Source organism: Pseudomonas sp. AD21, from assembly GCF_002878485.1.
In the GTDB taxonomy this organism is placed as follows: Bacteria; Pseudomonadota; Gammaproteobacteria; order Pseudomonadales; family Pseudomonadaceae; genus Aquipseudomonas.
In genome coordinates this window covers 167693-193728 of sequence record NZ_NQYG01000003.1, presented here as the reverse complement: position 1 = coordinate 193728, position 26036 = coordinate 167693, and the positions used below count along the sequence as shown (strand labels likewise).

Below are 26036 nucleotides of genomic sequence, written 5' to 3'. Positions count from 1 at the left end.
GCGGGCCCGAGAGATTACAGATTCCGCAGCGCGGCGACTACTGCGTCGCCCATTTCCTGCGTACCGACTTTGGTGCAACCGGCCGAGTAGATGTCACCGGTGCGCAGCCCTTGATCCAGCACCACGCTGACGGCTTTCTCGATGGCATCGGCCGCATCGTGCAGATTGAAGCTGTAACGCAGCATCATCGACACCGACAGAATGGTCGCCAGCGGGTTGGCAATACCAAGGCCTGCGATGTCCGGGGCCGAACCGTGGCAAGGCTCGTACATGCCCTTGTTGTTCGAGTCCAGCGAGGCCGACGGCAGCATGCCGATGGAGCCGGTGAGCATCGACGCTTCGTCGGACAGGATGTCGCCGAACAGGTTGTCGGTGACGATCACGTCGAACTGCTTCGGTGCGCGCACCAGTTGCATGGCGGCGTTGTCGACGTACATGTGGCTCAGTTCGACTTCAGGGTAATCCTTGGCGACCTGCTCGACCACTTCACGCCACAGTTGGCTGGACGCCAGCACGTTGGCCTTGTCCACCGAGCACAGCTTCTTGCCGCGAACCATGGCCATGTCGAAACCGACGCGGGCGATGCGGCGGATTTCGCTTTCGCTGTACGGCAACGTGTCGTAGGACTGACGCTCGCCGTTTTCCAGGGTACGGGTGCCACGCGGCGCGCCGAAGTAGATGCCGCCGGTCAGCTCACGCACGATCAGGATGTCCAGACCGGCAACGATTTCCGGTTTCAGGCTCGAAGCGTCGGCCAGTTGCGGATAGAGGATCGCCGGACGCAGGTTGCCGAACAGGCCCAGTTGCGCACGGATTTTCAGCAGACCGCGCTCAGGGCGGATGTCACGCTCGATGGTGTCCCATTTCGGGCCACCGACGGCGCCCAGCAGCACGGCGTCGGCAGCACGGGCACGGTCGAGGGTTTCGTCGGCCAGCGGCACGCCGTGTTTGTCGATGGCGGCGCCGCCGATCACGTCATGGCTCAGCTCGAAGCCCAGGCTGTACTTGTCGTTGGCAAGTTCCAGCACCTTGACCGCTTCGGCCATGATTTCCGGACCAATACCATCACCTGGGAGAATCAGAATCTGCTTGCTCATGCTTTCCTCGTGTCTTCAGTCGGTGCGCCACTCAGGGCGCGTCCGGAAAAATTCTTATCGCTCAGTCATCAATACGATTACATCTGTACTGAACGAGCCGTCGGCATCAATCTCAAAATATTCGCGCACTTCGTTGCCCATCGACTGCTGCAACTGGCGGATCGCCGCACGCATCACTTCAGGTGTGCGCATGCGCTCGACCCAACTGCTGTACTCCAGACGCAGGCGCTGACGGGTGGTGCTGCGGGTATGCAGCCCGGCCTCGCTGACCTGACGCAACCATTCGCCGGCGGAATAATCGCGCACGTGGCTGGTGTCGCGCAGCACTTCGACGCTTTGCAGGTAAGTGTCGAACAACGGGCTGCCCGGTGACAACACATCGACGAACGCCGCCACGCCACCCGGTTTCAGCACCCGGCGCACTTCGCGCAAGGCCACGCCAAGATCGCTCCAGTGATGCGCCGAATAACGGCTGAACACGAAATCGAACTCGCCATCGGCAAACGGCAGGCGCTCGGCGGCGCCGTTGACCGTGGCAATGTTGGCAAACCCGCGATCCACGGCCGCAGCGGCGACCACATCGAGCATCTGCTGCGACAGGTCGTAAGCCACCACTTCCCTGACCAGTGGCGCCACATGAAAACTCACATGACCGGCGCCGCAACCCAAGTCCAGCACCCGCGCCGCGCCCTGCCCGGCCAGTTCAGCCTGTAGCAGCGCAAATTCGGTGCCTTGAGCGTGAACGGCGCTGTTCAGGTAGGCTGCGGCCTGCTCACCGAATTGCTTTTGGACGACCTGAGTGTGTTGGGCGGTGCTGGTCATGGTCACTTCCTTTTTGGTTGGAGTCTTGTGTTGCCTTTGCGGGCCTCATCGCGAGCAGGCTCACTCCTACATTTGAAATGCGTTCCCCTGTAGGAGTGAGCCTGCTCGCGATAGCGGTGTCCTGGACACCACCAATCTCAAACTGAACACCCCTCCCCCAATCCCCGTATAATCGCCCTCTTTTTCCCGAAGGCACCCCGCTCGTGGCAGACAAACGTTACAGCTGCATTGGTTTGTACAACCCCAAGTCACCGGAGAACGTCGGTTCGGTGATGCGCGCCGCAGGCTGTTACGGCGTAGCGTCGGTGTTCTACACCGGCAAGCGTTATGAACGCGCCGCCGACTTCGTCACCGACACCAAGCGCGTGCACTACGACATCCCGCTGATCGGCATCGACGACCTGAAAAAGATCCTCCCGCTCAACTGCGTACCGGTCGCCGTGGAACTGGTAGAGGGTGCCCGCCCGCTGCCTGAATACACCCACCCGGACCGCGCGCTGTACATCTTCGGCCCGGAAGACGGCTCGCTGGATAAAGAGATCCGCGACTGGTGCGAAGACGTGGTCTATATCCCGACCACCGGCTGCATGAACCTCGCCGCCACGGTCAACGTCGTGCTCTACGACCGCATGGCCAAGGGCCTGAACACCCGCTCAGGACCGAAATTCCGCTGAAACGTCGCACATCCGATGGAACGAGCCGGCCGCTGCGGCAGTCAGCTTATCTATCTATTGCACATTGCCTGGGAGACAGATCATGACCGAACTCAAACGCGTCCAACGTATCGAATCCACCCCGTTCCAGAGCCGTTCCGAACAGAATGTCGAAGGCTGGGAACGTATCGGATCCTTGGCCGGCGGCGTGATCATGGTCGGCAAGGGCCTGCGCCGTGGTGGCGTGTTCGGTCTGCTTCAGGTGGCGATTGGCGGTGTGGCGATGGCCCGAGGCATCACCGGACACAGCTCGGTGAAAAGCCTGCTGGAGAAAAGCCGTCAGGACATGAACAACGTGCGGGCGAAGATCGAACGCGCCGGTGAAGAGTTGAGCAAGCTCAAGGCCAATGCCGAGGCGGCGACCAAAACCGCTACCGTGACCGGCAATGATTCGGTGAAATCGCCGAAAGCCGGGGTTTGATCCAAGATTTGCGGTGGGGTTAAAGGCCCCATCGCGAGCAGGCTCACTTCTACATTTGGAATGCGTTCCCTTGTAGGAGTGAGCCTGCTCGCGATAGCGGTGTCACTGAAGTAACGCGGTATCAAGGACTTTTGAGGACTCACCGAGAACGCTCTCGGCCAGTTGCACAAACTCCTTGGTACTCACCGTCCCCAGATGCATCGCCCCGCGCAACACGTCATCCAGCGAGCGCTTGTTACGCGTCTTCAAGCGAATCTCGCGATCCAGCTCCTGCAGCACAATCACCGCTTTTGAAAGCTGCGCCGGGCTGATCTGCTCGCCGCGCAAGGTCGTGACTTTCTGACTGTCCCTGGTCAACTTCGCCTGCAACGCCTGATAACGCTCATCGCTCATGCCCCCGGCACGACGCACCAGTTCGATCGCGTAATACTCGGCAAACCCTTCGCTGATCCAGTCGCTGCGCTGCTCGTCGCTGATCCGCCCGAACACCTGCGCCAGCTCGCGCACCAGCGCACTGCTGCCGCTTTCGCTGACCAGCGGCAGACGCGTGTTGAGATAGATCGACTCGTGTGCACCGAGGCTGCCACGCCACATCGGGTCGTTGGCGCCGACGATCAGCAGCTTGCCTGGATGCCGTGGGTACACAGCCTGCACCTGCGGCCAGATGAACGTCAGCAAGGTCAGCACATCCATGCGGCGCATGCCCTGCCCTTGTGGAGAGGCCACGGTGACTTCGGTTTCGCCCAGCCGTGTGCGGCGGCTGCCGAGATGGCCGGCAAGCATCCAGCCGGTCGGGCGGTCGAACAGGCGTGAAGGGTTGTCGATGCGGAATGTGTTCTTGCCGATGCGCGGCCAAGCGGTTTCGATGCTTTTCCAGCCGTTGGGCAGTTCGAATTGCAGGCGTGACACCAGCTCGACGCCATCCTGCTGATCGAGTTTGGCCGGTGGTACCAGCTCATCGCCGCGCAGCAGTGCCCAGTTCGGGGTCATGCGCGTGTCGAAGCTGCCACTCTTGCGTCCGTGGCTGACGGTGACACGATAGGTCAGGCTGGCCTTGTCGCCCGTCGGGCGCCAGACGCCCCGGGCCTGCTTGCCTGGCGTCAACTGCCACTGCCCGTCGGCCTTGAAGTCGCTGTAGTGGCTGCCATCGCCGAGGTCAAAATCGAGGCTGCGCACCGATTCGCCCTTGGCCAGGGTCAGGCGCACCTCGGCCTGATCACTTTGCGGCAACAGTCGCACGTGGTAGTCCAGATCGACTTTCTTCGCCGCCCACACTGGCGCACTCAACGCCAGCAGTCCGACGAACAGCGCACGCTGCAATCCCACAGCCATACACACTCCTTGGTGAAAACTTGAATCTGCGGGCGCTTAACCGGCGCGGAAAATCAGGTGGTCCTCCCAGTCGTCCTCCGGCACGCTGCCTTCGGCAAGCATGCGCCCGGACTGGGAAATCCGCTCGTGGTGCACGGCGTCACGGTCGCCACACACCAGGTGGTGCCACAACGGCAGGTCCTTGCCTTCGCTGACCAGTCGGTAACCGCAGGTCGGCGGCAGCCATTTGAATTCTTCGGCCTGGCCCGGGGTGAGCTGGATGCAGTCCGGGACAAACTTGATGCGGTTCGGGTAATCGCTGCACTGACAGGTTTTCAGGTCCAGCAGTTTGCAGGCGATGCGCGTGTAATAGACGCTGTTGTCTTCTTCATCTTCGAGTTTCTGCAGGCAGCACAGACCGCAGCCGTCGCACAGCGATTCCCATTCCTCGTGATCCAGTTGATCGAGGGTTTTGCGTATCCAGAACGGTTCGACTTTGGCGGCCATGGCTCAAGCATCAACATCAGGTGGTGAAAAGGCCGCCAGTCTAGTGCCCCAGGCCTTGCGGGCCAAGCGCTGGCGACTGCCGGTTGCGCAACGCTTGTCAGTTTCGATGCCGGCGCGTAGCTTTGCCTGTCGCAAGGAGCCTTGCCCGGAAGCCATTGACGCTCGACCGCGTTGCATTCCGGTGAACACCAAAGGCTCGGAAAATCCCATCGTTCAGCGCAACTGATCCCGCCGGGTTTTCATTCGACTCTCTGACTCAAACACAGCAAGGAATCTTCGATGAGTGCCAACCCTCGCGTTGCCGATTACGCCATTCACCCGCAGTTCACCGATCGCTGGTCGCCCCGCGCCTTCACCGGCGAGGCGATCCCGGAAGAAACCCTGCTGAGCTTCTTCGAAGCCGCGCGCTGGGCGCCGTCCGCGTACAACTCGCAGCCGTGGCGTTTCCTCTATGCGCGTCGCGACACGCCGAGCTGGGAGCGTTATCTGGGTCTGCTCAATGAGTTCAACCGCAACTGGGCGCAACACGCTTCGGCGCTGGTGATCGTGATTTCGAAAACCACCTTCACCGCACCCGGCGCGACGGAAGAAACCCCGGCGCTGTGGCACACCTTCGACACGGGTTCGGCGTGGGGCCATCTGGCACTGCAAGCGAGCATCAGTGGCTGGCACACCCACGGCATGGCCGGTTTCGATCAGGAGCTGACCCGCAAGGAGCTGAATATCCCTGAAGGTTATGCGCTGCACGCGGCGGTCGCTGTCGGCAAGCTGGGTGACAAGGCATCGCTGGCTGAATACCTGCAAGCCCGTGAAGAGCCGAGCCCGCGTCGTCCGCTGAACGAGCTGGCGGCGGAAGGCGACTTCACCCTTTAAACCACACCGCAAAACCAACTGTAGGAGTGAGCCTGCTCGCGATGAGGGCGAGTCAGTCGACATTAATGTTGTCTGACACACCGCTATCGCGAGCAGGCTCACTCCTACATTTTTTATTGCGGTGTGTCAGTAACCGCGAGCGAAATCCACTTCCCCGCGCAGCGCCTCACCCGCCTGATACGCCTTCAGGTTCTCGAAAAACAACTGCACCATCAACGCCGGAGACGTCGGTGCCGAGCTGTGCCCGGTCAGCAGCAGGCCCCAGGCGGTCCAGAACGGATGGCGTTGCGGCAACGGCTCCTGACGGCAGACGTCGATTACCGCGCCGGCCAGATGCCCTTCCTTCAACGCTTCGACCAGATCCGCATCCACTACCGCCACGCCGCGTCCGACGTTGATGAACAACCCGGTCGGCTTGAATTGCTTGAACAGCGCCGCGTCGTAGATATCGTGGGTGTGCGCGGTGTTCGGCAGCAGGTTGACCACGTAATCGACCTCGCCCACCAGCCGTGGCAGATCCGCCATCGCACCAACTTCGACGAACGGCGCCTGCTCGCGAGCGCTGCTGGCGACGCCATACAACTCGACGCCAAACGGCAGCAGGAACTGCGCCACGCTCTGGCCAATGTCGCCGGTACCGACGATCAGCACCTTGCGCCCGACCAGGCTCTGGCCGGTGCGGTTGTCCCACTTGCGCTCGACCTGGCTGACCAGGCGCGCCAGCACTTCACGCTCGTGACCGAGCATGTAGGTCAGCACGTATTCGGCCATCACCTGACCGAAGATTCCCACCGCGCGGGTCAAACGGTAATCGCGGCGCAAGCCGTCGGCGAGCAACGGCGTGATGCCGGCCCAGGTCGATTGCAGCCATTGCGGTTGGTGGCCCTGACGCAACAGGGTCGCCAGCAGGTCCGGCTGCCCCAGCCACACCGGGCAATCGGCAGCCTGACGGGCCAGTTCGGCGGAGTCGCCGCTGGTCAGTACTTCAAGTTCGGGGGCCACCTGACTCAGCAGCCGGGCGTACACCGCGTGGTCGTGTTCAGCAATCAGAACGCGCATCTTCAAACCTTTCGCAAACCGTGCAGGCAACCGCCGAAGGAGTCGCGCTCCTTCGTGGCGGTCGTCGCCGTAAAATCAGTTCCAGGGTGGCAAGAGGCCCAGAACAGGGCCTCGCAGATCAGACCGGATCGTTGCGTCGCAGCAACTCTTCGGGCAAGTGTTCGATGTACTCGTCTTCGGCCGGTGGCATCTGCAGGTGATAGCCCTGCCTGTCGAGATTTTCCAGAACTACCACGATGTCCTCGCTGGCCAGTTTACGCTCGGGCGACAGCACCAGATCGAACGAATGCTTCGCTTTGCCGAAGGCCAGCATCAGCGCTTCCGGCACCCGCTCAAGCGCGTCACTTTTGAGCACGTAAAGGTACATGCCGCTGCGCTTGGAGCTTTGGTAGATGGAACAAATACGTTTCAAGGCTGTTCTCCGGCGGTGGCCAGGCTGTCGAGCAGCATCTGGCCCATGAGTTCGCGGCGCCAGCCACGCAGCGACTCAGGCAATTGATAAGGTCCCTCGGGGAAGCCGCTTTTGACCAGTGCTTCGAGGGTTTTCTTGCGTAGCATCAGTTCCGGTGCGATACCCAGACGCTCGGCTTCGACCTGGCCGAGGGCGCGCAGTTGCTTGATCAGCGCAGCGGCTTCGACCGGCAATGGCTCCGGCACCGCTGGCGGCCATTGATCAGGCCCCACACTGCCAGAGCGCTTGATCAGATCAAGCAGAAATTGGCCGTCCTGACGCACGGTACGTGGGTGCATGTCTTCGATTTTGCCCAGCGCCACGAGGTTGTCCGGTTGCGTGCGGGCCAGCGGCCACAGCGAATGCTCGCGGACAATACGGTTGCGCGGCAGATCACGGGCGCGGGCTTCTTTTTCACGCCAGGCGCACAACTCACGCAGCACCGCCAATTGCGCACGGGACAGTTTCCACGCCAGTTTGGCTTCGCGATAGACCTCGTAGGGGTCGGTTTCGCGGCGCAGATTGGCCACCAGTTCGGCGCCGTCCTCCAGCACCCAGGCGAATTTGTCGTCAGACAGTTTCGGCCGCAACTGGACGAAAACTTCGGCCAGATGCACGGCGTCTTCGGCGGCGTAGCTGATTTGTGTGTCGGACAACGGGCGCTGCAACCAGTCGGAACGGGTTTCGCCCTTCGGCAGTTCGATGCCGAGCACTTCCTGCACCAGCCGCGAATAGCCCATAGAGAACCCGAGGTTCAGGTAGGCCGCCGCCAGTTGCGTGTCGAACATCGGTGCCGGCAGGCTCCCGGTCAGACGCAGCAGCACTTCGAGGTCTTCGCTGCAAGCGTGCAGGACTTTGAGCACCGCCGGGTTTTCCAGCAACGCCGCCAGCGGTTGCCAGGCGTTGATGGTCAGCGGGTCGATCAGGTAGGCGCGTTTGCCGTCGCCAACCTGCAACAGGCCGGCAATCGGGTAGAAGGTGTCGACCCGCATGAATTCGGTGTCGAGGGCAACGAACGGCAGCTGCTGCCACTCGGCGCAAAACTGCGCGAGGCTATCGTTGTCGCGAATCCAGTGAATATCGATGGCCACACGGCTCTCCCTTGAAGAATGGCGCGCAGTATATATCGCCGCCGGCGTTTTACGCGCCTGCGCTGGGCCAGAGCTGTAACGAAATGTCCTGCCAGAGAGAAAGAATAGTCTGACAGCGAGGGGGGCAAGATTAATCCGGGCGTAACGATCTTGCTGGCGCCGCCGAAGGGAGGGTCATATTTAGTTTTTAAATAGTACTCGGGAATTTTGATTTGCCCGCACCGCGTGACCGCACGCCTAATCGACAGCCTCCGCAATCCAGAGTCTGCTGATGGAACACGTTCGCGCCACCGCTCGCCCCACTGTCTGGCTGATGCTCGGCATCATCCTCGTCGCACTCAATCTGCGCCCGTCCATGGCGGCCGTCGGCCCCTTGCTGTCGGCCATACGCGGCGACACCCCTCTGAGTTTCAGCGTGGCTTCGCTGCTGACCATGTTGCCGGTGATGGCGATGGGACTGGCGATGTTTTTCGGCATTGGCATCAGCCGACGTCTGGGCGAACAGCGCACAGTGATCCTGTCGCTGTTGATTATCGGGCTGGCGACGCTGTCGCGGCTGTGGCTCGATTCGGCGGCGCAGTTGATTGGCAGCGCAATGCTTGCAGGGATTGGCATCGCCCTGATTCAGGCGCTGATGCCGGTGCTGATCAAGTCACGCTTCCCCGACAACGTGGCGCTGTGCATGGGCCTGTATGTCACCGCGATCATGGGCGGCGCCGCACTGGCCGCCTCGTTTGCGCCACTGGTAATGGTGCAAACCAGTAGCTGGCGCCTCGGGCTGGCAATCTGGGCGGCATTGGCCTTGCTCGCGTTGCTGCTCTGGTGGACACAACCCACCATGTCATCCAGGCAGAACACGCCAGTAGGAAAACAATCGTTCTTCGGCAATTCCCGCGCCTGGTTACTCGCTATCTTCTTCGGTCTGGGTACGGCGTCCTACACCTGCGTACTCGCCTGGCTAGCGCCGTACTACGTCGAACAAGGCTGGAGCGAACAACACGCCGGCCTGCTGTTGGGTTTGCTGACGGCCATGGAGGTGATTTCCGGGTTGCTGACGCCAGCCATTGCCAACCGCAGCCGTGACCGCCGCGTGGTCCTGGCGACGTTGCTGCTGCTGATCATTGCCGGCTTCTGCGGGTTGATCCTCAGCCCGCAACACCTGAGCCTGCTGTGGCCATGCTTGCTGGGGCTGGGCATTGGCGGACTGTTCCCGATGAGCCTGATCGTCTCGCTCGATCACCTCGACGACCCGCAGCGCGCCGGCGGCCTGACCGCCTTCGTGCAAGGCATCGGTTATTTGATCGCCGGGCTTTCGCCGCTGCTGGCCGGCATCATCCGCGACCGCCTCGGCAGCTTCGAGTGGGCGTGGTGGTCGCTGACCGCAGTGATGGTCGTGATGCTGCTGATGGTGCTGCGCTTCAATCCACAGGCGTACGCCCGACACATCCGCTGAGCGCAAATTTCGTCACCGGGCTAAAGGCTTCTTGCCATCTTTGCGCGGTTTGTCTGGCAACGTCGTGTTGGTAAAACTTTCTGTCCCACAACTGACATTGAAACGTCCTACAGGGCTTTGTCCTGGCACCATCGTTCCGCTACGATCATGCGCACACGTTTGCGCGGATTCAGCGCAAGGAGCACAGCGAGACGGAACGGATGCTGAACAGTAACTTGCTTAGAAAGCTCGACATGCAGGACCTAATGGTATTTATCGCCGTGTATGAGCAGAGCAGCGTCACGGATGTCTCGGAGACGTTGTGCGTCAGCCAGTCCACCGTCAGCTATTGCCTGAAAAAATTGCGCACCAGTTTCGAAGACGAATTGTTCATCAACACCCGCACGGGCATGCGCCCCACCTACAAGGCCGGCACCATGTATGGCCATGTGCAGAAAATCCTCGAAAGCATCAACCTGTGCCATGCCGGCGCTCCAACCTTCGATCCGACGCGGCAGGCAGTGACCTTCAATATCTGCGCCCCGGAATACTTCGAGCAACTGGTGTTGCCGCGCCTGTTGAAGCGTTTCGACTTCGACGATTTGCCAGTGATGGTCAACATGCACAAGTTCGAGACCGACGTGCCCGCCGACGAACTGCGCGACGGCAGCCTCGACCTGGTGATCTGTTTCGGCCCCAACTTCCACCGCAGCCACACCGACCTCAAGTCGCGGATGCTGCTGGAGGACGATCTGGTCTGTGTCTTCGACAAACGCGCCACGCCGCTGGAACCGCGCCTGAGCCTGCAGGCCTTCACCGAACGGCGGCACGTGTTCCCGACACCCTGGACGTCCAGCACTAACATGGTCGACGGCTGGCTGGCGCGTCAGGCGCAGAAACGGCAGATCGTCGCGCGCTCCAACAGTTACAGCGCGGCGCTGAAAATGATCACCGGCACCGACTTCATCCTCACCCTGCCCCGACGTATCCAGCGTCTGCTGACCAAAGAGGCGGTGTTCAATCACTGCGAGGCGCCGAACGGCCTGCCAGGGTTCACCCTCGACATGCAGTGGAGCCAGAGCGCCGATCAGGACAGCGCCAACGTCTGGCTGCGCGAACAGGTGATCAAAGTGTGCAGTGAGCTGGAAGCGGCCTGAGTCCTACACGCCGATGGCAGTCTTGGTGTAGGAATCGCGGTCGATATCGAGCAACTCCACGCACAACTGCACTTCGACCCCGGCTGGCCACTCGCACAGATCCTGCAACACCGCCAGCAGGCTGTCCGAGAGTTGCTTCTTGATCTGTGGCGAACGACCGCTGAGCAGCGCCAGCTTCACGTGGACAAACGCGCGCTCGCCCATAGCGGTACCGACCTTGAACGTCTCGACCTTCACCGCCCGGCTCTTGATATCGAACTCCGCTGCGAACTGACCGGAACCCACCAGCGTGTTGTTGAGCCGGATCAACGCCACATCGGCGTTCAACTGCGGCAGGTTGGCGGTGTATTCCATGTGCAGGTGTGGCATGAGCGGGCTCCAATCAGTGGCAGAAAGGTCGTACATATACCACAGCCCCGCCCTACTCTCCTGCGGGTTTTTCTGACGGTAGCGAGCTTGACGTCTGACGCACTGCCAGGGTTTCCCAGAGCGCCACCAACACCACGATCGCCGTGGTCAGCGCCCCAAGCATCAATGCCGAAAACCAGTGGTTCAACGCCAGCGGCAGCGCCAGCGTGAGCAACACCAGCCCGGCCAGATGCGACAGCGGCGGCAGCGGCCGGTCGGACATGACCCACTTGAACAGCGCATTGCCCAACAGAAACAGCCACGGCCCGCCCACGATCACCAGAGTGCCGGCGTCACTGGCGTGATCCGGATGCACCAGCACCAACTCGTCAGCCACTGCACTGACAATTACCCCCGCGACGATCAGCACGTGCAGATAGGTGTAGGCAATCCGTGCCTGACGCCCCGGATCGCTCGAATGCGCGATGCGGTGATGCGCGCGCTCGGCACCGCTGTCGAAGTACACCCACCACATGCCAATGCTGCCCAGCACCGCCACCAGAAACGCGATGATCCCGGTGACGCTCAGCGTCAGCTCGGCAAAGGTTGCACCGGTCACCAGCAATGACTCACCCAGAGCGATGATCACGAACAGTGCACAGCGCTCGGCCATGTGATTGCCTTCGACGTTCCAGTCGCTCAGCGACGAACGCCCCAACCCCGGCACCCAGAAATACAGCGAAGGTGAAATCAGTTCGATCAGCAGCGCCAGCGCCCAACACAGCAGACGTTGCTGCCCGTCAAGAAAGGCCCCGGCGATCCAGAACACGCCGGAGAACATCAACCACGCCAGAATCCGCTGGAAGTTGCGGGTCATGCTCAGCGATTCGCCACGCACCGCCCAGATCGCAAACAACGTGCGCCCGACCTGCATGAACACGAACGCCGAGGCAAACATCAGCCCGCGCTCGGTGAAGGCCTTGGGGATCGAGGACGACAGCAACAGACCGGCGATCATCAGCCCGAACAGTCCGAGGCGGATCGGCAGTTTTTCCGGGTCGAGCCAGTTGGTGATCCACGAAGTGAAGATCCACACCCACCACACCGCGACCATCAACAGCGCCACCTGCACCGCGCCCAGAATCGACAACTGCGCAAGCAGCGAATGCGAGAGCTGAGTCACGGCAAACACGAACACCAGATCGAAAAACAGTTCGACCATGCCGACCTTGCCACTGTCGAAACTGCCGCGCCCACGCAGCAACGAACGGGAAATGCTCATGGGTCAGGTCTCCGCCGAGGACTTTGCCATTGAGCAAAGCAGCCCGACCAGACGAACGCAAACCCTTGTAGGAGTGAGCCTGCTCGCGATGGAGTCGTGTCAGACAACATCAATGTCGACTGACACACCCTCATCGCGAGCAGGCTCACTCCTACAGGAGATTTGTGTTGGGGATCAGGGCGCGGTCAGCGGCCGCTCACTCATGAACGCTTCAAGTCGCGAACGCAGCCAGCGCTCGGCCGGATCGCTGTCGACATGGCTGAGCCAGACCATCGACAAATCGAGCATCGGCGTCTTGAACGGGAATGGTTCCTTGAATAACCGGCCAGAAGCGGCCATGGCTTCGGCGGTGTAATCCGGCAGGCTGGCGATCAGGTCCGTGCCGGCCAGCAACGCCGGCAATGCACTGTATTGCGGCACCGACAACACCACATGGCGGGTACGGCCGATTTCCGCCAGCCATTCATCGGCATAGCCGCTGATGTTGGCGGTGTGCGACACCAGCACATGCGGCCGCGAGCAGTATTCATCGAGGGTCAGCGGCGAATCCGAGGCATCGGCGCGCAGGATGCTCGGCTGGATATGCCGCAGCAGTTTGCGCTTGGCGTTGGCCGGTAAGCCACGGGTCTGGCTGATGCCGACGGTGATGTCGCCAGCGGCCAGCAGGTCGGGGATGCGCCAGTAATCGACGTGCTGCACCACAAACACCACGCTCGGTGCCTCCTGGCGCAACGCCCGCAACAACGGTGGCAGCAGGCCGAATTCGACGTCATCAGACAGGCCGATGCGAAACGTCATGTTGCTCACGGCCGGGTCGAAATCATGGGTCAGGCTCAGGGCCACCGACAGCGAGTCGAGGGCCGGCGACAGGTACTTGAACAGTTCTTCGGCGCGGGCGGTCGGTTCCATGCGATGGCCGACGCGGATGAACAGCGGATCATTGAACATCACGCGCAAGCGATTGAGCGCCGAGCTGATAGTCGGCTGGCCGAGAAACAGCTTCTCCGCCGCCCGGGTCACGTTGCGTTCGAGCATCAAGGTTTCGAACACCACCATCAGGTTGATGTCGGCCTTGCGTAGTTCATTTCGATTCATCCATTGCCCCCCGATCCCCAGACTGCGGGCAGTGTATGAAGTCCTTGGGACTGGCGTCTATCAGACGATTGGCGGTTTGTTCGACAATCTCACTGCACCGTAAGCGTTTTCAATCCCAACCCCATAACGCGCGCATCGTCATTGAAGCCGAGTTTTTTCGGGCTGATGGCATCGGGCAACTGTAGCCGGACAGTCAGATTTTCCTCGGCGGCCTGCGCGGCGCTGAGCGGAATTTCCAGCCGATTGCCCTGCACCTGGGTCAGACGTGTCGAATACGCCTCCACGCCATTGATGCTGACGATCACCCGCTGACTGAGGTTCGGCGGCATGGCAAACGCCAGGGCATCGATCACTATCGCCCGCGTTCCAGGGGAGACTCGCAGCAGCAGCTCCGCATCCTGCCCGTCACTCCAGGTACCCCACGCTTCCGGGGTGGACCAGCCTTTGGCCAGTTGCCGGGTGCTGCGATTGAACGTCTGCACCAGCCCCGGCTGGCTCAACGGTATCGGCGACATCGCCCGGCCCTGATCAACCATCGCCAGACATTGATCACAGTGCTTCCAGCCCGGTGCCAGCACGACAAAGTCGTCGACCCGGGTCAACAGATCGGTGTCGCTGTGAATGCTTTTTACCGCCAGCATCAGCGCATCGTCATCGAGGATGTACAGCGAGTCGGTGTCGTATTGGCCGCTGGCGAGTTGGCTTTGCGTCATGCGCTGCATCTTGCCCAGCGCCTTGGGGCTCGTACGTCCCAGGTAGGCCGCATCGGTTTTCAGCCCATGGATACTGGCGAAATCGGCAATCGCTTGCCACTGGTCCGGCTGATTTTTCGGTGTCACGGCACGGATGCTCTTGTAGTGTGCCGCCGCGCTGTCCCAGAACGGATCATGCATCGGGCTGGCCCAGGCCGAAGCTTCGGGGACCATTTTCGCGGCTCTCAGACCGGCCCAGGCAATCCGGGTATCGGTAACTTGCACCACCAGCGCCAAGGCCAGCAGTCCCATGGCGATACGCGGTCGATAGCCGCGCACCACCAGATAAATGAGCACTATCACGATGACGTAAAACACCGGCCAGAACATCCGTCCCGAGGCGCGAAAAATATTCGAGAGCCCCACCACGAACTTCGGTAATGGATAACTGAAGGTCTGCAGGCCGACGCCGATCTGGTTCGACAGCGCGAACAGCGTCAACCCGACCAACGCCCAGAACAACAACGGGCGACGGCCCAGCAGCGCCTTCAGCGAAACACCGTTGCGGTACCAGGTAATCAAGGCCAATGGCACCAGCAACAGCACGCCAAGCCCCAGATAATTGAAACCTTCGTAATCGCCGCCGGCCGTGGGAATGTCAGCCAGGACAAACGACCAACCGTCCGCATCCACCAGCGACAACAGGTTCATGCGATAAAAGCCGAAGCCACCGCTCACCGCGCCCCCGGCAATACTGAAATAACCCGCCTGCCAGCAGCACACGCTCACCAGCGCGAACAAACTGCCCAGCTCGATCACGACCTGACGGCGGGTCAGTTTATCCGCCCGCAGTTTGCCAAACAGATCTGCCACCCAGATCAGCGCCACCATGCCCAACAGGTAGGCATGAACCAACGCCGTCACGGCCAGTAACACACCCCATGCCAGGCGTCGGCGCTGCAGTGCCGGGTGCAACGCCAGATATAGCGCCGCGAGAATCAGGAAGTGCCCGGCCAGCGAAAGATGGCCACCGGTACGCAAAAACATCGGCGGCGAAAACACCAGGAGACCGGCACCGAGCAGGCGCAATAAAGGGTTTTCGGTGATCACGCCGAGCAGCTTCCAGGCAAACCAGGCTTGCAGAACGAAACACAGCAACAACCACATGCCAAAGTACTGGAACGTCTCCGGCAACCAGCCATTGAACGGTTTGAACAGCAGCGCCAGCAGCGGATTGGAGTCGGAAAAAATGATCGAGCTGCCCAGTTCCATCCCATAGGACGGGTTCAGCCCGAGGGGAAAGGTCCAGGGTGAATGGCGAAAGAATACCCAGCCCAGGTAATGCGTCGCCGGATCACCGTCCTTGAGCCAGGCAATGTTTTGCGGATCGAGGGCACGCGGGCCGATCACCAGAAAAAACGCCAGCGCTCCCAGCAGGATCGGCAACAGCGCCAAGGTCGGGTGCTTGTTCAAGCCCTTCATTGATACGTCCAGAAATTATGCAGCACAAAGGTGAACGCCGGAATGATCAGTGCCACGGCGCCGATGCCCAGCAAGTAATGAAGTCCGGCAATCTGCGCGGCCCACGCGACGAGCATGGCCAGGCAGAATCCCCCGCAGGAAACCAGCATGAAGCGCAGCAGGGTTTTGCCATGCAAACGGGCAGAAAAACTCCAGGTGGTGTTGATCACATAGGACACCACCGTCGCCACGGCGAACGCCACACCGTTGGCGAGTGGCGGTTGCGGTGCAACGAAGTTGATGAACAGCACCGCCACCAGGGCATGCAGAGCGGTGACGAACAGACCGGTCACGGCAAAGCGCAAGCCGCGCTGGATCAACGCCGATCTGTCGGCTGAGGTCACGGTTTACGCGCCAGCACAAACACGCTCAGGCCGGCCAGGCGGTTCATGCCCATCAGCGGCAATTCAAGGCTGCACAGGGACTTGAGCACGCCGTTGACCAACGGATGATGGCGTTTGAGCTGAGACTGCGGCGTCGCAGCCTGCGGGCCTTTGGGCAGCAAGCGCAAGGCCGCCGCGATCGGAAACACCGCACCGAAATAGTAGGCACCGCGCTGCACAGTCAAACCGGCATCACGGGCCAGGGTTTCAAACTGCGGCAGGGTGTAGCGGCGCTTGTGTTCGAGGAAGTCGTCGTGACCGCTCCAGAGGAACTGGAACGCCGGCACGGTCATCAGGAAACGGCTGCCGGACGGCACTTTATCGACGTAAGCCTTGAGCAGGCTGAGATCGTCGTCGACATGCTCCAGCACGTCCATGAGCAGCACCAGATCCGCGTCGATGGCCTCGATATCGCGGCGGTAATGCACCGGTTTGCCCGCAGTGCTCGCATCGGAGTCGGCGGGGTAGCTGATATCGACGCACCACGCCTCCTGCGCCGAGGTTTGGGTCAGCAGATGGTGCGAGAAAAACCCCGACCCGGCGCCCACGTCGAGAATCCGTGTGATCGGCGCATCACCGAGCAGACGCCGAGTCGCCGCCGCTTTGGAGCAGTAATACCAATGCTCGCCGATGCTGTCGCCGAGGATGTCGGTTTCCTTGAGATCCATGTTTCAGTCCTTGGGGTCGTAGACGCGACGCACCAGAAAAACCGGCCGGCGTTTGGATTCGATATAAGTGCGGCCGAGGTACTCGCCGAGTACGCCGATACCGATCAGTTGCAGGCCACCGAGGAACGTCACGGCCACCATCAGCGAGGCGTAACCGGGCATGTCGACGCCATGGATCAGCGTGCGCACCACGATAAAAATGGCAAAGGCAAAGGACACCAGCGAGACCAGCGCGCCGATATAAGTCCAGATTCGCAGCGGTTCGGTGCTGAAACTGGTGATGCCTTCCAGGGCAAAATTCCACAGCCGCCAGCCGTTGAACTTGCTCTGCCCCGCCACGCGCTCGGGCCGCTCGTAATCAACGTGAGTGGTACGAAACCCGACCCAGGCGAACAGGCCTTTCATGAAGCGCCGGGACTCGGGCAGGGTCAGCAAGGCATCAACCACGCAACGGTCCATCAGGCGGAAATCACCGACGTTTTCCGGCAGCGGTTGCTCGGCGATCTTGTTGTGCAGGCGATAGAACCAGTGCGCCGAAGTCTGCTTGGCCCAGGTGTCGCTGCGGCGACTGATGCGATGACCGAGCACCACCTCGTAGCCCTCGCGCCAACGCTCGATCATTTGCAGAATGACTTCGGGCGGATCCTGCAGATCGGCATCGATGGGGACAACGATCTGCCCGGTGGCGATCTGCAATCCCGCAGACAGCGCCGCCTCTTTACCGAAGTTGCGACTCAGGTCGACGATGCGCAGACGCGAGTCGAGCTGCTGGCGCTCCAGCAGCCGCTCAAGCGTGGCATCGGTACTTCCGTCATTGACGAACACCAGCTCCAGAGCAATCGCAACCTGGTACTGGAAAACTTCATCGATGCGCAGAATGAACGCGTCGAGACTGTCCTCCTCGTTAAAAACCGGGACAACCAGTGATAACGTGACCCGTGTGGCCTGTGCCGTTCCATGCTCAGTCAAGGGAATGCTCTTTTTATAGTGTTTGTCGGTCGCCGAAGGATTTTCGACGCCATGAGCCGTCCCGTATTAAGCAGTAGCGTCGATGGCCTTGCAAGGCGCAAATGGCGACATTTTGGCCAATCCAGACGCCAATGCGTGCGCTCTAGCCCGCACTCTTCAGAAACATCTGCCAACGATTGGAAACAAATGCCCGATAGCGAAAAAACCTCGCTCCGCTAGGCTTGCGTCGATGCGCCACACAGGTTGTCGCAAACACCATCGCAAGGAGCGAACCGAATGTATTTCGAGATCTACAGGCAATCCCGCGGCACCCCGAGCACCGGCAAAGGCCAATGGCGCTGGAGGCTGCGGGCGGGAAACCACGAGACGGTTGCCAGTGGCGAGTCGTATTTGAACAAGGCCGATTGCCTGCATGTGATTGAACTGATCAAAGGCGTGCATGGCGAAACGCCGGTGAAGGAAATCTGACCCCGTCAGTCGATATAGCGCCGTTTCCTACAGCCTCTTCCTTTTCTGCCTGAATCCCTGGCGAAGCACTTTTGCGCCCCTACGCTCTTCAGCGTATGGGGCCATCCGGCTCTGTTGCGCCACATAACATTCAACCCAAAAAGGAGCCGCACCATGGCTAGAGACAAAGCGAAAGACGACAAGCACTTCAACTGCACCCAAACACACGAAGCCGACTACGTCGCCAGCCTCTATCCGCACGCCAAAGATGAAGTGAAAACCTTCCTGGCCACGGCTTGCAAGGACAACACGCTGCACAACTCGACGCACAAGGAGGTGTATGACTTGATCAAGCGCAAGCTGGGGCACTCGCAGCCGTGAGTGACTGAGGCTGGTGTTCGATAAAACCCGCAGAAACAAAAAAGCCCCGTAGCTTTTCAGCTACGGGGCTTTTTGCTCTGTTCGGGAACGACGTGCATAAGACATTGTGGTCCCACACCAGAATCAAACTAGGCATGGGCCTCTCGGTCAAGAACATCCGCAACCCACTGATTGATGCTTTTTTGAGCCAATTGCGCTTTTACGGCAACAGTCGCATGAAGAGCTGGCGCCAAACGCAGACTGAGATTGCCCGAATAAGGCTTTTGCGGGGCACGACCCAGTTTGGCGCAGGTCTCCAGATAGTCAGTAACAGCCTCTTCAAACGCTGACCGAAGCTCTTTTACAGATTCGCCATGAAAACCTACAACGTCCTTGATCCCTGCGATATGGCCAACAAAAAGACCGTCTTCATCGCTGTATTCAATTCGGGCGGCATACCCGTTGTAATTCATCACGTTCATGGAGTGACTCCTGCTTGTTCAAGAAAAGCCCGAGCATCACGAACCTGATAGGGCTTTGCTTCTTTATCCGGGTGAGGTCGGTGGAACGTGGCGACCACACCTCTCAATTCAAACCGAACTCGCGAACCATTGCCTTCCACGGTTTTGGCCCCGACCGCATTGAAAAGAGACTCGATGCGCGCCCATTCCAACGTAGCGGGTATGGGTCGTGAAAATATAGCTGCGAGCGTACCGAGCTGTTTGTTGTTCACAGTATTACACCATGATACCGCGCAGAAAAATTGGCAATCGCGATTCATATCGCTGATTCGTGAAGTGCCCCCTTGAACAAGCGGACAATGCCGCTCTCCAGACTTGAAAAGCGGCGTCTTCTAGTCCTGATTCCGGTGTATATCGGGCACGCAAGTCAGGATAAGGAGTGATTTGAAACAGAGCTGTAGGCAGACTCCGAGAGTTACGTACGAACCGGCATCAGTCGACTCACATCCGATTATCGACTTTTCAACCTCGGGTTCCGGCGACAGGATTTGCTGATTACTCAAGCCAGCAGAAACAAAAAAGCCCCGTAGCTTTTCAGCTACGGGGCTTTTTCTATGTATGGCGGAGAGATAGGGATTCGAACCCTAGGTACCGGTGAAGGTACAACGGATTTCGAATCCGTCCCATTCGGCCACTCTGGCATCTCTCCAACGGCGCGCATCATAACAACACTTTTAGCGAAAGCAAACCCTCTTTCGAAAATTTCTTCGTGCTATCAGATGCTTGCGTCGATTAAAGCGGTACACCCAGACGATTGGCGACTTCTTCGTAGGCTTCGATGACGTCACCGAGGCCCTGGCGGAAGCGGTCCTTGTCCATCTTCTTCTTGGTGTCCTTGTCCCACAGACGGCAGCCGTCCGGGCTGAACTCGTCGCCCAGGACGATGGAGCCGTCGCTGAACACGCCGAACTCCAGCTTGAAGTCCACCAGCAAAAGGCCGGCGTCGTCGAACAGTTTGCTCAGGACTTCATTGACCTTGAGCGACAGTTCTTTCATGCGCGCCAGTTGCTCGGCGGTACCCCAACCGAATGCCACGACGTGGGATTCGTTGATGAACGGGTCGCCCTTGGCGTCGTCCTTCAGGAACAGTTCGAAGGTGTAAGGGTTGAGCTTCAGCCCCTCCTCCACACCCAGACGCTTGACCAGGCTGCCGGCGGCGTAGTTACGCACGACGCACTCGACCGGGATCATGTCCAGCTTCTTCACCAGGCACTCGTTGTCGCCCAGCAGCTTGTCGAATTGGGTCGGAATGCCGGCCGCTTCGAGTTTCTGCATGATGAAGGCGTTGAACTTGTTGTTCACCATGCCTTTGCGGTCGAGCTGCTCGATGCGCTTGCCGTCGAACGCCGAGGTGTCGTTGCGAAACAGCAGGATCAAGCGGTCAGCGTCGTCGGTCTTGTAAACCGATTTGGCTTTGCCGCGGTAGAGTTCTTCACGTTTTTCCATGATGGGCTCCGCTTGCTAAGTAGATGGGCTAGGCGATATGGCGCCAGTCGAGCCCTGAATCTTGATCGGCCAGTTGCAGCCAGTCCGGGTCGCACCCGAGGGTGTCGACGAAACATTGCCGGGCCAGCTGCGGCAGGTTGTTCTTGCTGCTCAGGTGGGCGAGAACCAGATGCTGCAAGCCCTGCCACCCCAACTCGGCCACCAGGAATGCCGCCTGATGGTTATTCAAATGTCCCAGCTCGCCGCCCACCCGTTGCTTGAGAAAGTACGGGTAATGACCACGAGCCAGCATGTCGCGGCAGTGATTGGACTCGATCATCAATGCATCGAGATCCCGATAGCCGTCCAGCACCCGCTCGCAGTAGGAACCCAGGTCGGTCAGCAGGCCGAAGCGCCGCTGCTCGTTATCACTGAATACATACTGGGTCGGCTCCTGCGCATCATGGGCCACGGCAATGACCCCGATGTTCAGTGCGCCGATCTGCAGCTGCTCGCCGCCGGCCAGAAAGCCTGCGGGCTCGATCGGTTTGCGCATCCCGCGCAGTGTGCCGCGACTGAGGTAGACCGGCAGATTGTAGCGCCGAGACAGCAAACCCACGCCATGCACGTGGTCGGCATGTTCGTGGGTTACGAGTATCGCGCTCAGTTGCGCCGGGTTCACACCCAGGCGCAGCAGGCGTTTTTCGGTTTCCCGCAGGGAAAAACCACAATCCACCAGCACATACGTATCAGCACTGGCGATCAGCGTGCCGTTCCCTTGGCTACCGCTGCCGAGAACGGCAAAACGCATGTGATCAGCCCAGGTTGTCCTGAATCACGCTCAACACTTTGCGGGCCACATCGGCCGGCGCGACGGTGTTGATGTTCTTCTCGACGGTTACCTGAACGTTTTCACCGACCTTGCTCAGGCGAACCTGATAACGCTCGGCACGGGCTTCAACTTCTTCCTTGGTCGGCGCACTGCCGAACAGGCTGCTGAAGAAACCAGGCTTGTCGTCTTTCTTCTCGGCCTTTTCGGCCAGGTTGATGTAGTACAGGCCCAGGCTGCGGTTGATGTCTTCAACGCGCCACTGACCTTGCTCCAGCGCACGACCGACGCTCGACCAGGCGCGATCCAGGTCCGGACCGACGTTCAGCACCGGGTTGCCGCTGCCGTCTTCGCTGAGGCTGACACGGCTTGGGGTATCGAAATCACGCGAAGCCAGCATCGACACCGAACCGCCCTTCTCGGAGATCCGGCTCATGCTCGCGAGCATGTCGTCGACCAGGGCTGCGTCCAGGCCAGTGTTGACCGAACGGTTGGTGAAGTCGACGTCGGCGGTGCTGCCGGCAGGACGCTCGGCGCTGACCACGTAGATTTCACTGGTGTTGCGCTGCACGCCTGGCTCGATGCGCACCCGCACGCGGGTTTCGCTGTCGGCGCCAACACCGGCTGCGCTCAGGCGCTTGGCCATGGCTGCGGACAGTTCGTCGGAATGCTGCCAGGTGGTGCTGAATTCACCGGTTTGCGGGCGCTGTTCATCCAGACGGAAACCGTTGTCCTGGAAGAACTGCACCGCCACTGGCCAGACTTCGGCCGGTGGGTGCTGGGCCATGACCCAACGCGAGTCACCGCTCTTCTGCAGCGAGTAGTCGGTCGCGTCGGCAACCGCCGACAGCGGTTGCGGACGCGGCACCACGTATTCGCCCTTGGCGGTGTCATCAGCCACGTTGCGCGGGATCGGCAACAGCGGATCCAGACGTTTGGAGGTGCTGACATTCGGTGGCAGTTGCATCGGTGCAGTCTGTTGCGCTTCCAGGTAATCGCTACCACGGTCACGGAAATAACCTTCCGGGCCCCAGATCCATCCGCAGCCACTGGTGCTGGAGATAATCAAGGCAAGTGCGGAAAGTCCGGCCATTCGCTTCATGCGTTGTACTTCCTCAATTAAACCAGGACGCTGCACTGGCGCAGGGCCGTGCGAAGCGTTTCATGACAAGGAGCGCTCAGCCAGGTCAGCGGCAGGCGGATGCCTTCGTGCATCAGACCCATTTCAACCAAAGCCCACTTCACCGGAATCGGGTTGGCTTCGATGAACAGGTCCTTGTGCAGCGGCATCAGTTTTTCGTTGATGGCCCGTGCAGTCTGGGCATCGCCCTTCAGCGCCGCCTCGCACAGGTCGGCCATTTCGCGCGGAGCGACGTTGGCGGTAACGGAGATGTTGCCTTTGCCACCCAGCAGGATCAGTTCGACTGCGGTCGGATCATCGCCGGACAGCACGATGAAGTCCTTGCTCACGCCGTCGATGATGGCTTTGGCACGTTTCAGGTCGCCGGTGGCTTCCTTGATGCCGATGATGTTCGGCACGGTGGACAGGCGAATCACGGTCTCGGCCTGCATGTCGCAGGAGGTGCGGCCAGGAACGTTGTAGAGAATCTGTGGAATGTCGACCGCTTCGGCAATGTGCTTGAAGTGCTGGTACAGGCCTTCCTGGGTCGGCTTGTTGTAGTACGGCACGACCAGCAGGCAGGCGTCGGCGCCGGCTGCCTTGGCGTTGCGGGTCAGTTCGACGGCTTCGCGGGTCGAGTTGGCGCCAGTACCGGCGATCACCGGGATACGGCCTGCAACCTGCTTGACCACGGCTTTGATGACGGCGATGTGCTCTTCTACGTCAAGCGTCGCCGATTCGCCGGTAGTACCGACCGCGACAATGGCATGGGTGCCGTTCTTGAGATGGAAGTCCACGAGTTTGCTGAGGCTGTCCCAGTCAAGACGCCCTTGTGCATCCATGGGAGTGACCAGTGCCACCATACTGCCCGCAATCATGAAACCGCTCCTGCCGGAAAAAGAGAGCGGTAATGGTACTGGCGCCAAGATGCTTGCACAAGCGAAGTACTGCGCCGCCATTCCCCTTGGCGTCGGTTTTCGCTACCCTTCAGACTTTGATCGGTACTGATCAGCTTGTACGCCGGGTTCCAGCCTCCCTTTTCGGCCTCCCAGGTCCCGTTCCAGCGTCGCTGCTGCACGCTCCACTATTATTGGAGCGAATTGCGAGCCGTGGCCCGGGGCTTTCTGAATCGGCACGCGCAGACGCATCCCGACGACCAACGCTCATCGACTTACCGACCGCTCATCGCTTTAGGAATGCTGCATGTCCACCCCCACAGTTCGCGAACAATTCCTTGTCATCAGTGCCCTTGGCGCCAACCCCATGGAGCTGACTAACGTCCTGTGCCGCGCCAGCCATGAAAATCGCTGCGCCGTCGTCACCTCCCGTCTGACTCGCCATGGCGAATGCAGCGCGCTGATCCTTGAGATCTCTGGCAGCTGGGACGCCCTTGCGCGTCTGGAAGGCAGCCTGTCCGGGCTCGCCAAGAAGCACGCGTTCACGGTCAACGTAGTGCGCAGCGCCGCGCTGGAAAATCGCCCGCAGGCACTGCCGTACGTGGCGTATGTCAGCTCGGCGTATCGCCCGGACATCATCAATGAGCTATGCCAGTTCTTCATGGACCACAACGTCGAACTGGAAAACCTGACCTGCGATACCTATCAGGCTCCGCAGACCGGCGGCACCATGCTCAACGCCACGTTCACCGTGACCCTGCCGGCCGGTACCCAGATCAGTTGGCTGCGCGACCAGTTCCTGGATTTCGCCGACGCGATGAATCTGGATGCCCTGATCGAGCCTTGGCGCCCACAAAACCCAATGTAAGGAAGCTTTCATGGCCGTTGTCATCGACCAACCGGTTGCGGATTTCGAAGCACCTGCCACCAGCGGGCAGACCGTCAGCCTGTCTGCCCTGAAGGGCAAGCAAGTGGTGATCTACTTCTACCCGAAGGACAGCACCCCGGGCTGCACCACCGAAGGCCAGGGTTTTCGTGATCAATACGCGGCATTTCAGGCGACCAACACGGAGATCTTCGGTATTTCCCGCGACAGCCTGAAATCCCACGAGAACTTCAAGTGCAAGCAGGAGTTCCCGTTCGAGCTGATCAGCGACAAGGACGAAGCCGTCTGCCAGCTGTTCGACGTGATCAAATTGAAAAAGCTCTACGGCAAGGAATACCTGGGCGTTGATCGCAGCACGTTCCTGATCGACAAGAACGGTGTGCTGCGTCAGGAATGGCGCGGCGTGAAAGTGCCGGGGCATGTGGATGCGGTGCTGGCTGCTGCTCAGGCGCTGAATAAAGCCTGATATTTCTGCGTCGATTTCACTGACGCCGTCGCGAGCAAGCCCGCTCCCACAGGGATCATCTGAACCTTGTGGGAGCGAGCCTGCTCGCGAATAGCCGCCCTGCAAAATCTGGACAAACTGCTACAGCAGCGGCGCCACCACCGGCTCCTTGCGCGGCCAGGCATCCAGCACCGCTTTGAACAGCGTCGCCAGGGGAATCGCAAAGAACACTCCCCAGAAACCCCACAACCCGCCAAACAACAGCACCGCGCAGATGATTGCTACCGGGTGCAGGTTGACCGCCTCGGAAAACAGCAACGGCACCAGCACGTTGCCATCCAGCGTCTGAATGATCCCGTAGACCGCCATCAGATAGATGAACTGATCGCTCCAGCCCCACTGGAACAGTGCGATCAGCAGCACCGGCACGGTCACTACCACCGCGCCGACGTACGGCACCACCACCGACACGCCGACCAGCAACGCCAGCAGCGCCGCATAGTTGAGGCCGAGCGCGACGAACGCGATGTAGGTCACGCCGCCACAGATCACTATTTCGATGACCTTGCCACGAATGTAGTTGGCGATCTGCCGGTTCATTTCCTGGGCAACCCGGGTGATCAGCGCGCGCTCTCGCGGCAGATAGCCGCGCACCCACTCGCCGATCATGGCCCGATCCTTGAGGAAGAAGAACACCAGGATCGGCACCAGCACCAGATAGATCATGATGTTGACCAGCAACGGTAAACTCGACAGCGAGAAGGTCAGCGCCCACTGCCCGAACTTGCCGATCTCGCCACGCGCCGCTTCGATGGCCTGCAGTACCTGCTCGTCGGAAACCAGATGCGGGTAGCGCTCGGGCAGCAACAACAGCAGCGACTGCCACTTGGCGAGCATGCCCGGCAGCTCGTTGAACAACGTGATCAGTTGATGCCAGAGCAGCGGCAAAACCACCACGATAAACACCAGCAACACGCCCATGAACAGCGCAAACACCAGACCCACCGCCGCCGCACCAGGCATGCGCATGCGCTCAAGGGCGAGCACCAACCCCTGCATCAGATACGCCAGCACCATCCCCGCCAGTACCGGCGCGAGCATGCCGCCGAGGGTGAGCACCGCGGTGAAGGCAAGGAACAACAGCACCGCCAGCACCACCGCCTCTTCATCGGAAAAGTAGCGCTGAATCCAGTCGCGTAACACTTTGAACATCAA

Annotated in this window: 30 protein-coding genes and 1 tRNA gene; 9 read left to right on the top strand and 22 right to left on the bottom strand. The window is 60.3% G+C overall.

Features of this window, described 5'->3' with window-relative positions; all coding sequences use genetic code 11:
• Positions 1 to 14: 14 nt before the first annotated feature.
• Both leuB and PseAD21_RS03130 read right to left on the bottom strand, forming a co-directional pair.
• Positions 15 to 1097: a 3-isopropylmalate dehydrogenase gene (gene leuB, locus PseAD21_RS03135; protein ID WP_102354457.1), complete on the bottom strand. Its 1083-nt coding sequence runs from the start codon at positions 1095 to 1097 to the stop codon at positions 15 to 17.
• A 54-nt stretch (positions 1098 to 1151) separates the two neighbouring features.
• Positions 1152 to 1919, bottom strand: a complete 768-nt coding sequence (locus PseAD21_RS03130) for a class I SAM-dependent methyltransferase (RefSeq protein ID WP_102354456.1) — start codon at positions 1917 to 1919, stop codon at positions 1152 to 1154.
• Between the two features lie 203 nt (positions 1920 to 2122).
• On the opposite strand from PseAD21_RS03130, the gene PseAD21_RS03125 reads away from it, so the two are divergent.
• Positions 2123 to 2593, top strand: coding sequence for an RNA methyltransferase (locus PseAD21_RS03125; RefSeq protein ID WP_007911337.1), 471 nt, complete (start codon positions 2123 to 2125; stop codon positions 2591 to 2593).
• Positions 2594 to 2675: 82 nt separating this feature from the next.
• Positions 2676 to 3053, top strand: a complete 378-nt coding sequence (locus PseAD21_RS03120) for a DUF2892 domain-containing protein (RefSeq protein WP_102354455.1) — start codon at positions 2676 to 2678, stop codon at positions 3051 to 3053.
• 102 nt (positions 3054 to 3155) lie between these two features.
• Here PseAD21_RS03120 and PseAD21_RS03115 read toward each other — a convergent pair whose 3' ends face one another.
• Together PseAD21_RS03115 and PseAD21_RS03110 are read right to left on the bottom strand one after the other, a co-directional pair.
• Positions 3156 to 4385, bottom strand: coding sequence for a hypothetical protein (locus PseAD21_RS03115; protein ID WP_102354454.1), 1230 nt, complete (start codon positions 4383 to 4385; stop codon positions 3156 to 3158).
• A gap of 36 nt (positions 4386 to 4421) precedes the next feature.
• Positions 4422 to 4871, bottom strand: a complete 450-nt coding sequence (locus tag PseAD21_RS03110; protein WP_025110643.1) for a YcgN family cysteine cluster protein — start codon at positions 4869 to 4871, stop codon at positions 4422 to 4424.
• Between the two features lie 279 nt (positions 4872 to 5150).
• On the opposite strand from PseAD21_RS03110, the gene PseAD21_RS03105 reads away from it, so the two are divergent.
• Positions 5151 to 5744: a nitroreductase family protein gene (locus PseAD21_RS03105; RefSeq protein ID WP_102354453.1), complete on the top strand. Its 594-nt coding sequence runs from the start codon at positions 5151 to 5153 to the stop codon at positions 5742 to 5744.
• A gap of 126 nt (positions 5745 to 5870) precedes the next feature.
• On the opposite strand, the gene PseAD21_RS03100 is transcribed toward PseAD21_RS03105, so the two are convergent.
• The 3 genes from PseAD21_RS03100 to rnd form a co-directional block, all read right to left on the bottom strand.
• Positions 5871 to 6803 (bottom strand): D-2-hydroxyacid dehydrogenase, encoded by a 933-nt coding sequence (locus PseAD21_RS03100; protein ID WP_102354472.1) that lies wholly within the window; start codon positions 6801 to 6803, stop codon positions 5871 to 5873.
• A 118-nt stretch (positions 6804 to 6921) separates the two neighbouring features.
• Complete coding sequence (locus PseAD21_RS03095) at positions 6922 to 7215, bottom strand: YcgL domain-containing protein (protein WP_102354452.1); 294 nt, start codon at positions 7213 to 7215, stop codon at positions 6922 to 6924.
• Positions 7212 to 8345, bottom strand: coding sequence for a ribonuclease D (gene rnd, locus PseAD21_RS03090; protein ID WP_102354451.1), 1134 nt, complete (start codon positions 8343 to 8345; stop codon positions 7212 to 7214). Before rnd ends, PseAD21_RS03095 begins: the two co-directional genes overlap by 4 nt.
• A 271-nt stretch (positions 8346 to 8616) precedes the next feature.
• Between rnd and PseAD21_RS03085 the strand changes: the two genes are divergently transcribed.
• Together PseAD21_RS03085 and PseAD21_RS03080 are read left to right on the top strand one after the other, a co-directional pair.
• Positions 8617 to 9798, top strand: coding sequence for a cyanate transporter (locus tag PseAD21_RS03085; protein WP_102354450.1), 1182 nt, complete (start codon positions 8617 to 8619; stop codon positions 9796 to 9798).
• A gap of 200 nt (positions 9799 to 9998) precedes the next feature.
• A complete protein-coding gene (locus PseAD21_RS03080; protein ID WP_102354449.1) occupies positions 9999 to 10934 on the top strand; it encodes a LysR family transcriptional regulator in 936 nt (311 codons plus the stop codon).
• 3 nt (positions 10935 to 10937) lie between these two features.
• Here PseAD21_RS03080 and PseAD21_RS03075 read toward each other — a convergent pair whose 3' ends face one another.
• The 7 genes from PseAD21_RS03075 to PseAD21_RS03045 form a co-directional block, all read right to left on the bottom strand.
• The gene (locus PseAD21_RS03075) at positions 10938 to 11303 is read right to left on the bottom strand and encodes a 5-carboxymethyl-2-hydroxymuconate Delta-isomerase (RefSeq protein ID WP_102354448.1); all 366 of its coding nucleotides are present in this window, start codon (positions 11301 to 11303) and stop codon (positions 10938 to 10940) included.
• Positions 11304 to 11355: 52 nt separating this feature from the next.
• Positions 11356 to 12564, bottom strand: coding sequence for a low temperature requirement protein A (locus PseAD21_RS03070; RefSeq protein WP_102354447.1), 1209 nt, complete (start codon positions 12562 to 12564; stop codon positions 11356 to 11358).
• A gap of 174 nt (positions 12565 to 12738) precedes the next feature.
• Positions 12739 to 13659, bottom strand: coding sequence for a LysR substrate-binding domain-containing protein (locus tag PseAD21_RS03065; RefSeq protein ID WP_102354446.1), 921 nt, complete (start codon positions 13657 to 13659; stop codon positions 12739 to 12741).
• An 89-nt stretch (positions 13660 to 13748) separates the two neighbouring features.
• Positions 13749 to 15833: a DUF6311 domain-containing protein gene (locus PseAD21_RS03060; RefSeq protein WP_102354445.1), complete on the bottom strand. Its 2085-nt coding sequence runs from the start codon at positions 15831 to 15833 to the stop codon at positions 13749 to 13751.
• Entirely contained in the window at positions 15830 to 16216 is a 387-nt protein-coding gene (locus PseAD21_RS03055; RefSeq protein ID WP_102354444.1) for a GtrA family protein, read from the bottom strand. Before PseAD21_RS03055 ends, PseAD21_RS03060 begins: the two co-directional genes overlap by 4 nt.
• A complete protein-coding gene (locus PseAD21_RS03050) occupies positions 16213 to 16923 on the bottom strand; it encodes a bifunctional 2-polyprenyl-6-hydroxyphenol methylase/3-demethylubiquinol 3-O-methyltransferase UbiG (RefSeq protein ID WP_102354443.1) in 711 nt (236 codons plus the stop codon). The genes PseAD21_RS03055 and PseAD21_RS03050 overlap by 4 nt, the downstream gene beginning before the upstream one ends.
• Positions 16924 to 16926: 3 nt before the next feature.
• Positions 16927 to 17892: a glycosyltransferase family 2 protein gene (locus PseAD21_RS03045; protein ID WP_102354442.1), complete on the bottom strand. Its 966-nt coding sequence runs from the start codon at positions 17890 to 17892 to the stop codon at positions 16927 to 16929.
• Positions 17893 to 18168: 276 nt separating this feature from the next.
• On the opposite strand from PseAD21_RS03045, the gene PseAD21_RS03040 reads away from it, so the two are divergent.
• Together PseAD21_RS03040 and PseAD21_RS03035 are read left to right on the top strand one after the other, a co-directional pair.
• Positions 18169 to 18360 carry a DUF1508 domain-containing protein gene (locus PseAD21_RS03040; RefSeq protein WP_102354441.1) on the top strand — a complete coding sequence of 64 codons (192 nt, stop codon included), beginning with the start codon at positions 18169 to 18171 and terminating at the stop codon, positions 18358 to 18360.
• A gap of 153 nt (positions 18361 to 18513) precedes the next feature.
• A complete protein-coding gene (locus tag PseAD21_RS03035) occupies positions 18514 to 18720 on the top strand; it encodes a hypothetical protein (RefSeq protein ID WP_025110657.1) in 207 nt (68 codons plus the stop codon).
• A gap of 128 nt (positions 18721 to 18848) precedes the next feature.
• On the opposite strand, the gene PseAD21_RS03030 is transcribed toward PseAD21_RS03035, so the two are convergent.
• The 7 genes from PseAD21_RS03030 to dapA all read right to left on the bottom strand — a co-directional run bounded on the left by PseAD21_RS03030 (position 18849) and on the right by dapA (position 23472).
• On the bottom strand, positions 18849 to 19181 hold the full coding sequence (locus PseAD21_RS03030) for a type II toxin-antitoxin system HicB family antitoxin (protein ID WP_047598089.1): 333 nt from the start codon (positions 19179 to 19181) through the stop codon (positions 18849 to 18851).
• Positions 19178 to 19432: a type II toxin-antitoxin system HicA family toxin gene (locus PseAD21_RS03025; protein WP_102354471.1), complete on the bottom strand. Its 255-nt coding sequence runs from the start codon at positions 19430 to 19432 to the stop codon at positions 19178 to 19180. Before PseAD21_RS03025 ends, PseAD21_RS03030 begins: the two co-directional genes overlap by 4 nt.
• A gap of 347 nt (positions 19433 to 19779) precedes the next feature.
• Positions 19780 to 19869, bottom strand: a tRNA-Ser gene (locus tag PseAD21_RS03020).
• 83 nt (positions 19870 to 19952) lie between these two features.
• Positions 19953 to 20666, bottom strand: a complete 714-nt coding sequence (gene purC / locus PseAD21_RS03015) for a phosphoribosylaminoimidazolesuccinocarboxamide synthase (RefSeq protein ID WP_102354440.1) — start codon at positions 20664 to 20666, stop codon at positions 19953 to 19955.
• 28 nt (positions 20667 to 20694) lie between these two features.
• Positions 20695 to 21456, bottom strand: coding sequence for an MBL fold metallo-hydrolase (locus tag PseAD21_RS03010; protein ID WP_102354439.1), 762 nt, complete (start codon positions 21454 to 21456; stop codon positions 20695 to 20697).
• Positions 21457 to 21460: 4 nt separating this feature from the next.
• A complete protein-coding gene (gene bamC / locus PseAD21_RS03005) occupies positions 21461 to 22576 on the bottom strand; it encodes an outer membrane protein assembly factor BamC (protein WP_102354438.1) in 1116 nt (371 codons plus the stop codon).
• Between the two features lie 17 nt (positions 22577 to 22593).
• A complete protein-coding gene (gene dapA, locus PseAD21_RS03000; RefSeq protein WP_102354437.1) occupies positions 22594 to 23472 on the bottom strand; it encodes a 4-hydroxy-tetrahydrodipicolinate synthase in 879 nt (292 codons plus the stop codon).
• Between the two features lie 325 nt (positions 23473 to 23797).
• On the opposite strand from dapA, the gene PseAD21_RS02990 reads away from it, so the two are divergent.
• Both PseAD21_RS02990 and PseAD21_RS02985 read left to right on the top strand, forming a co-directional pair.
• Complete coding sequence (locus PseAD21_RS02990) at positions 23798 to 24358, top strand: glycine cleavage system protein R (RefSeq protein WP_016984694.1); 561 nt, start codon at positions 23798 to 23800, stop codon at positions 24356 to 24358.
• 10 nt (positions 24359 to 24368) lie between these two features.
• On the top strand, positions 24369 to 24842 hold the full coding sequence (locus PseAD21_RS02985) for a peroxiredoxin (protein ID WP_102354436.1): 474 nt from the start codon (positions 24369 to 24371) through the stop codon (positions 24840 to 24842).
• 120 nt (positions 24843 to 24962) lie between these two features.
• Here the strand turns inward: PseAD21_RS02985 and PseAD21_RS02980 are convergent, their stop codons facing one another.
• Positions 24963 to 26033, bottom strand: coding sequence for an AI-2E family transporter (locus PseAD21_RS02980; RefSeq protein WP_102354435.1), 1071 nt, complete (start codon positions 26031 to 26033; stop codon positions 24963 to 24965).
• Positions 26034 to 26036: the final 3 nt, after the last annotated feature.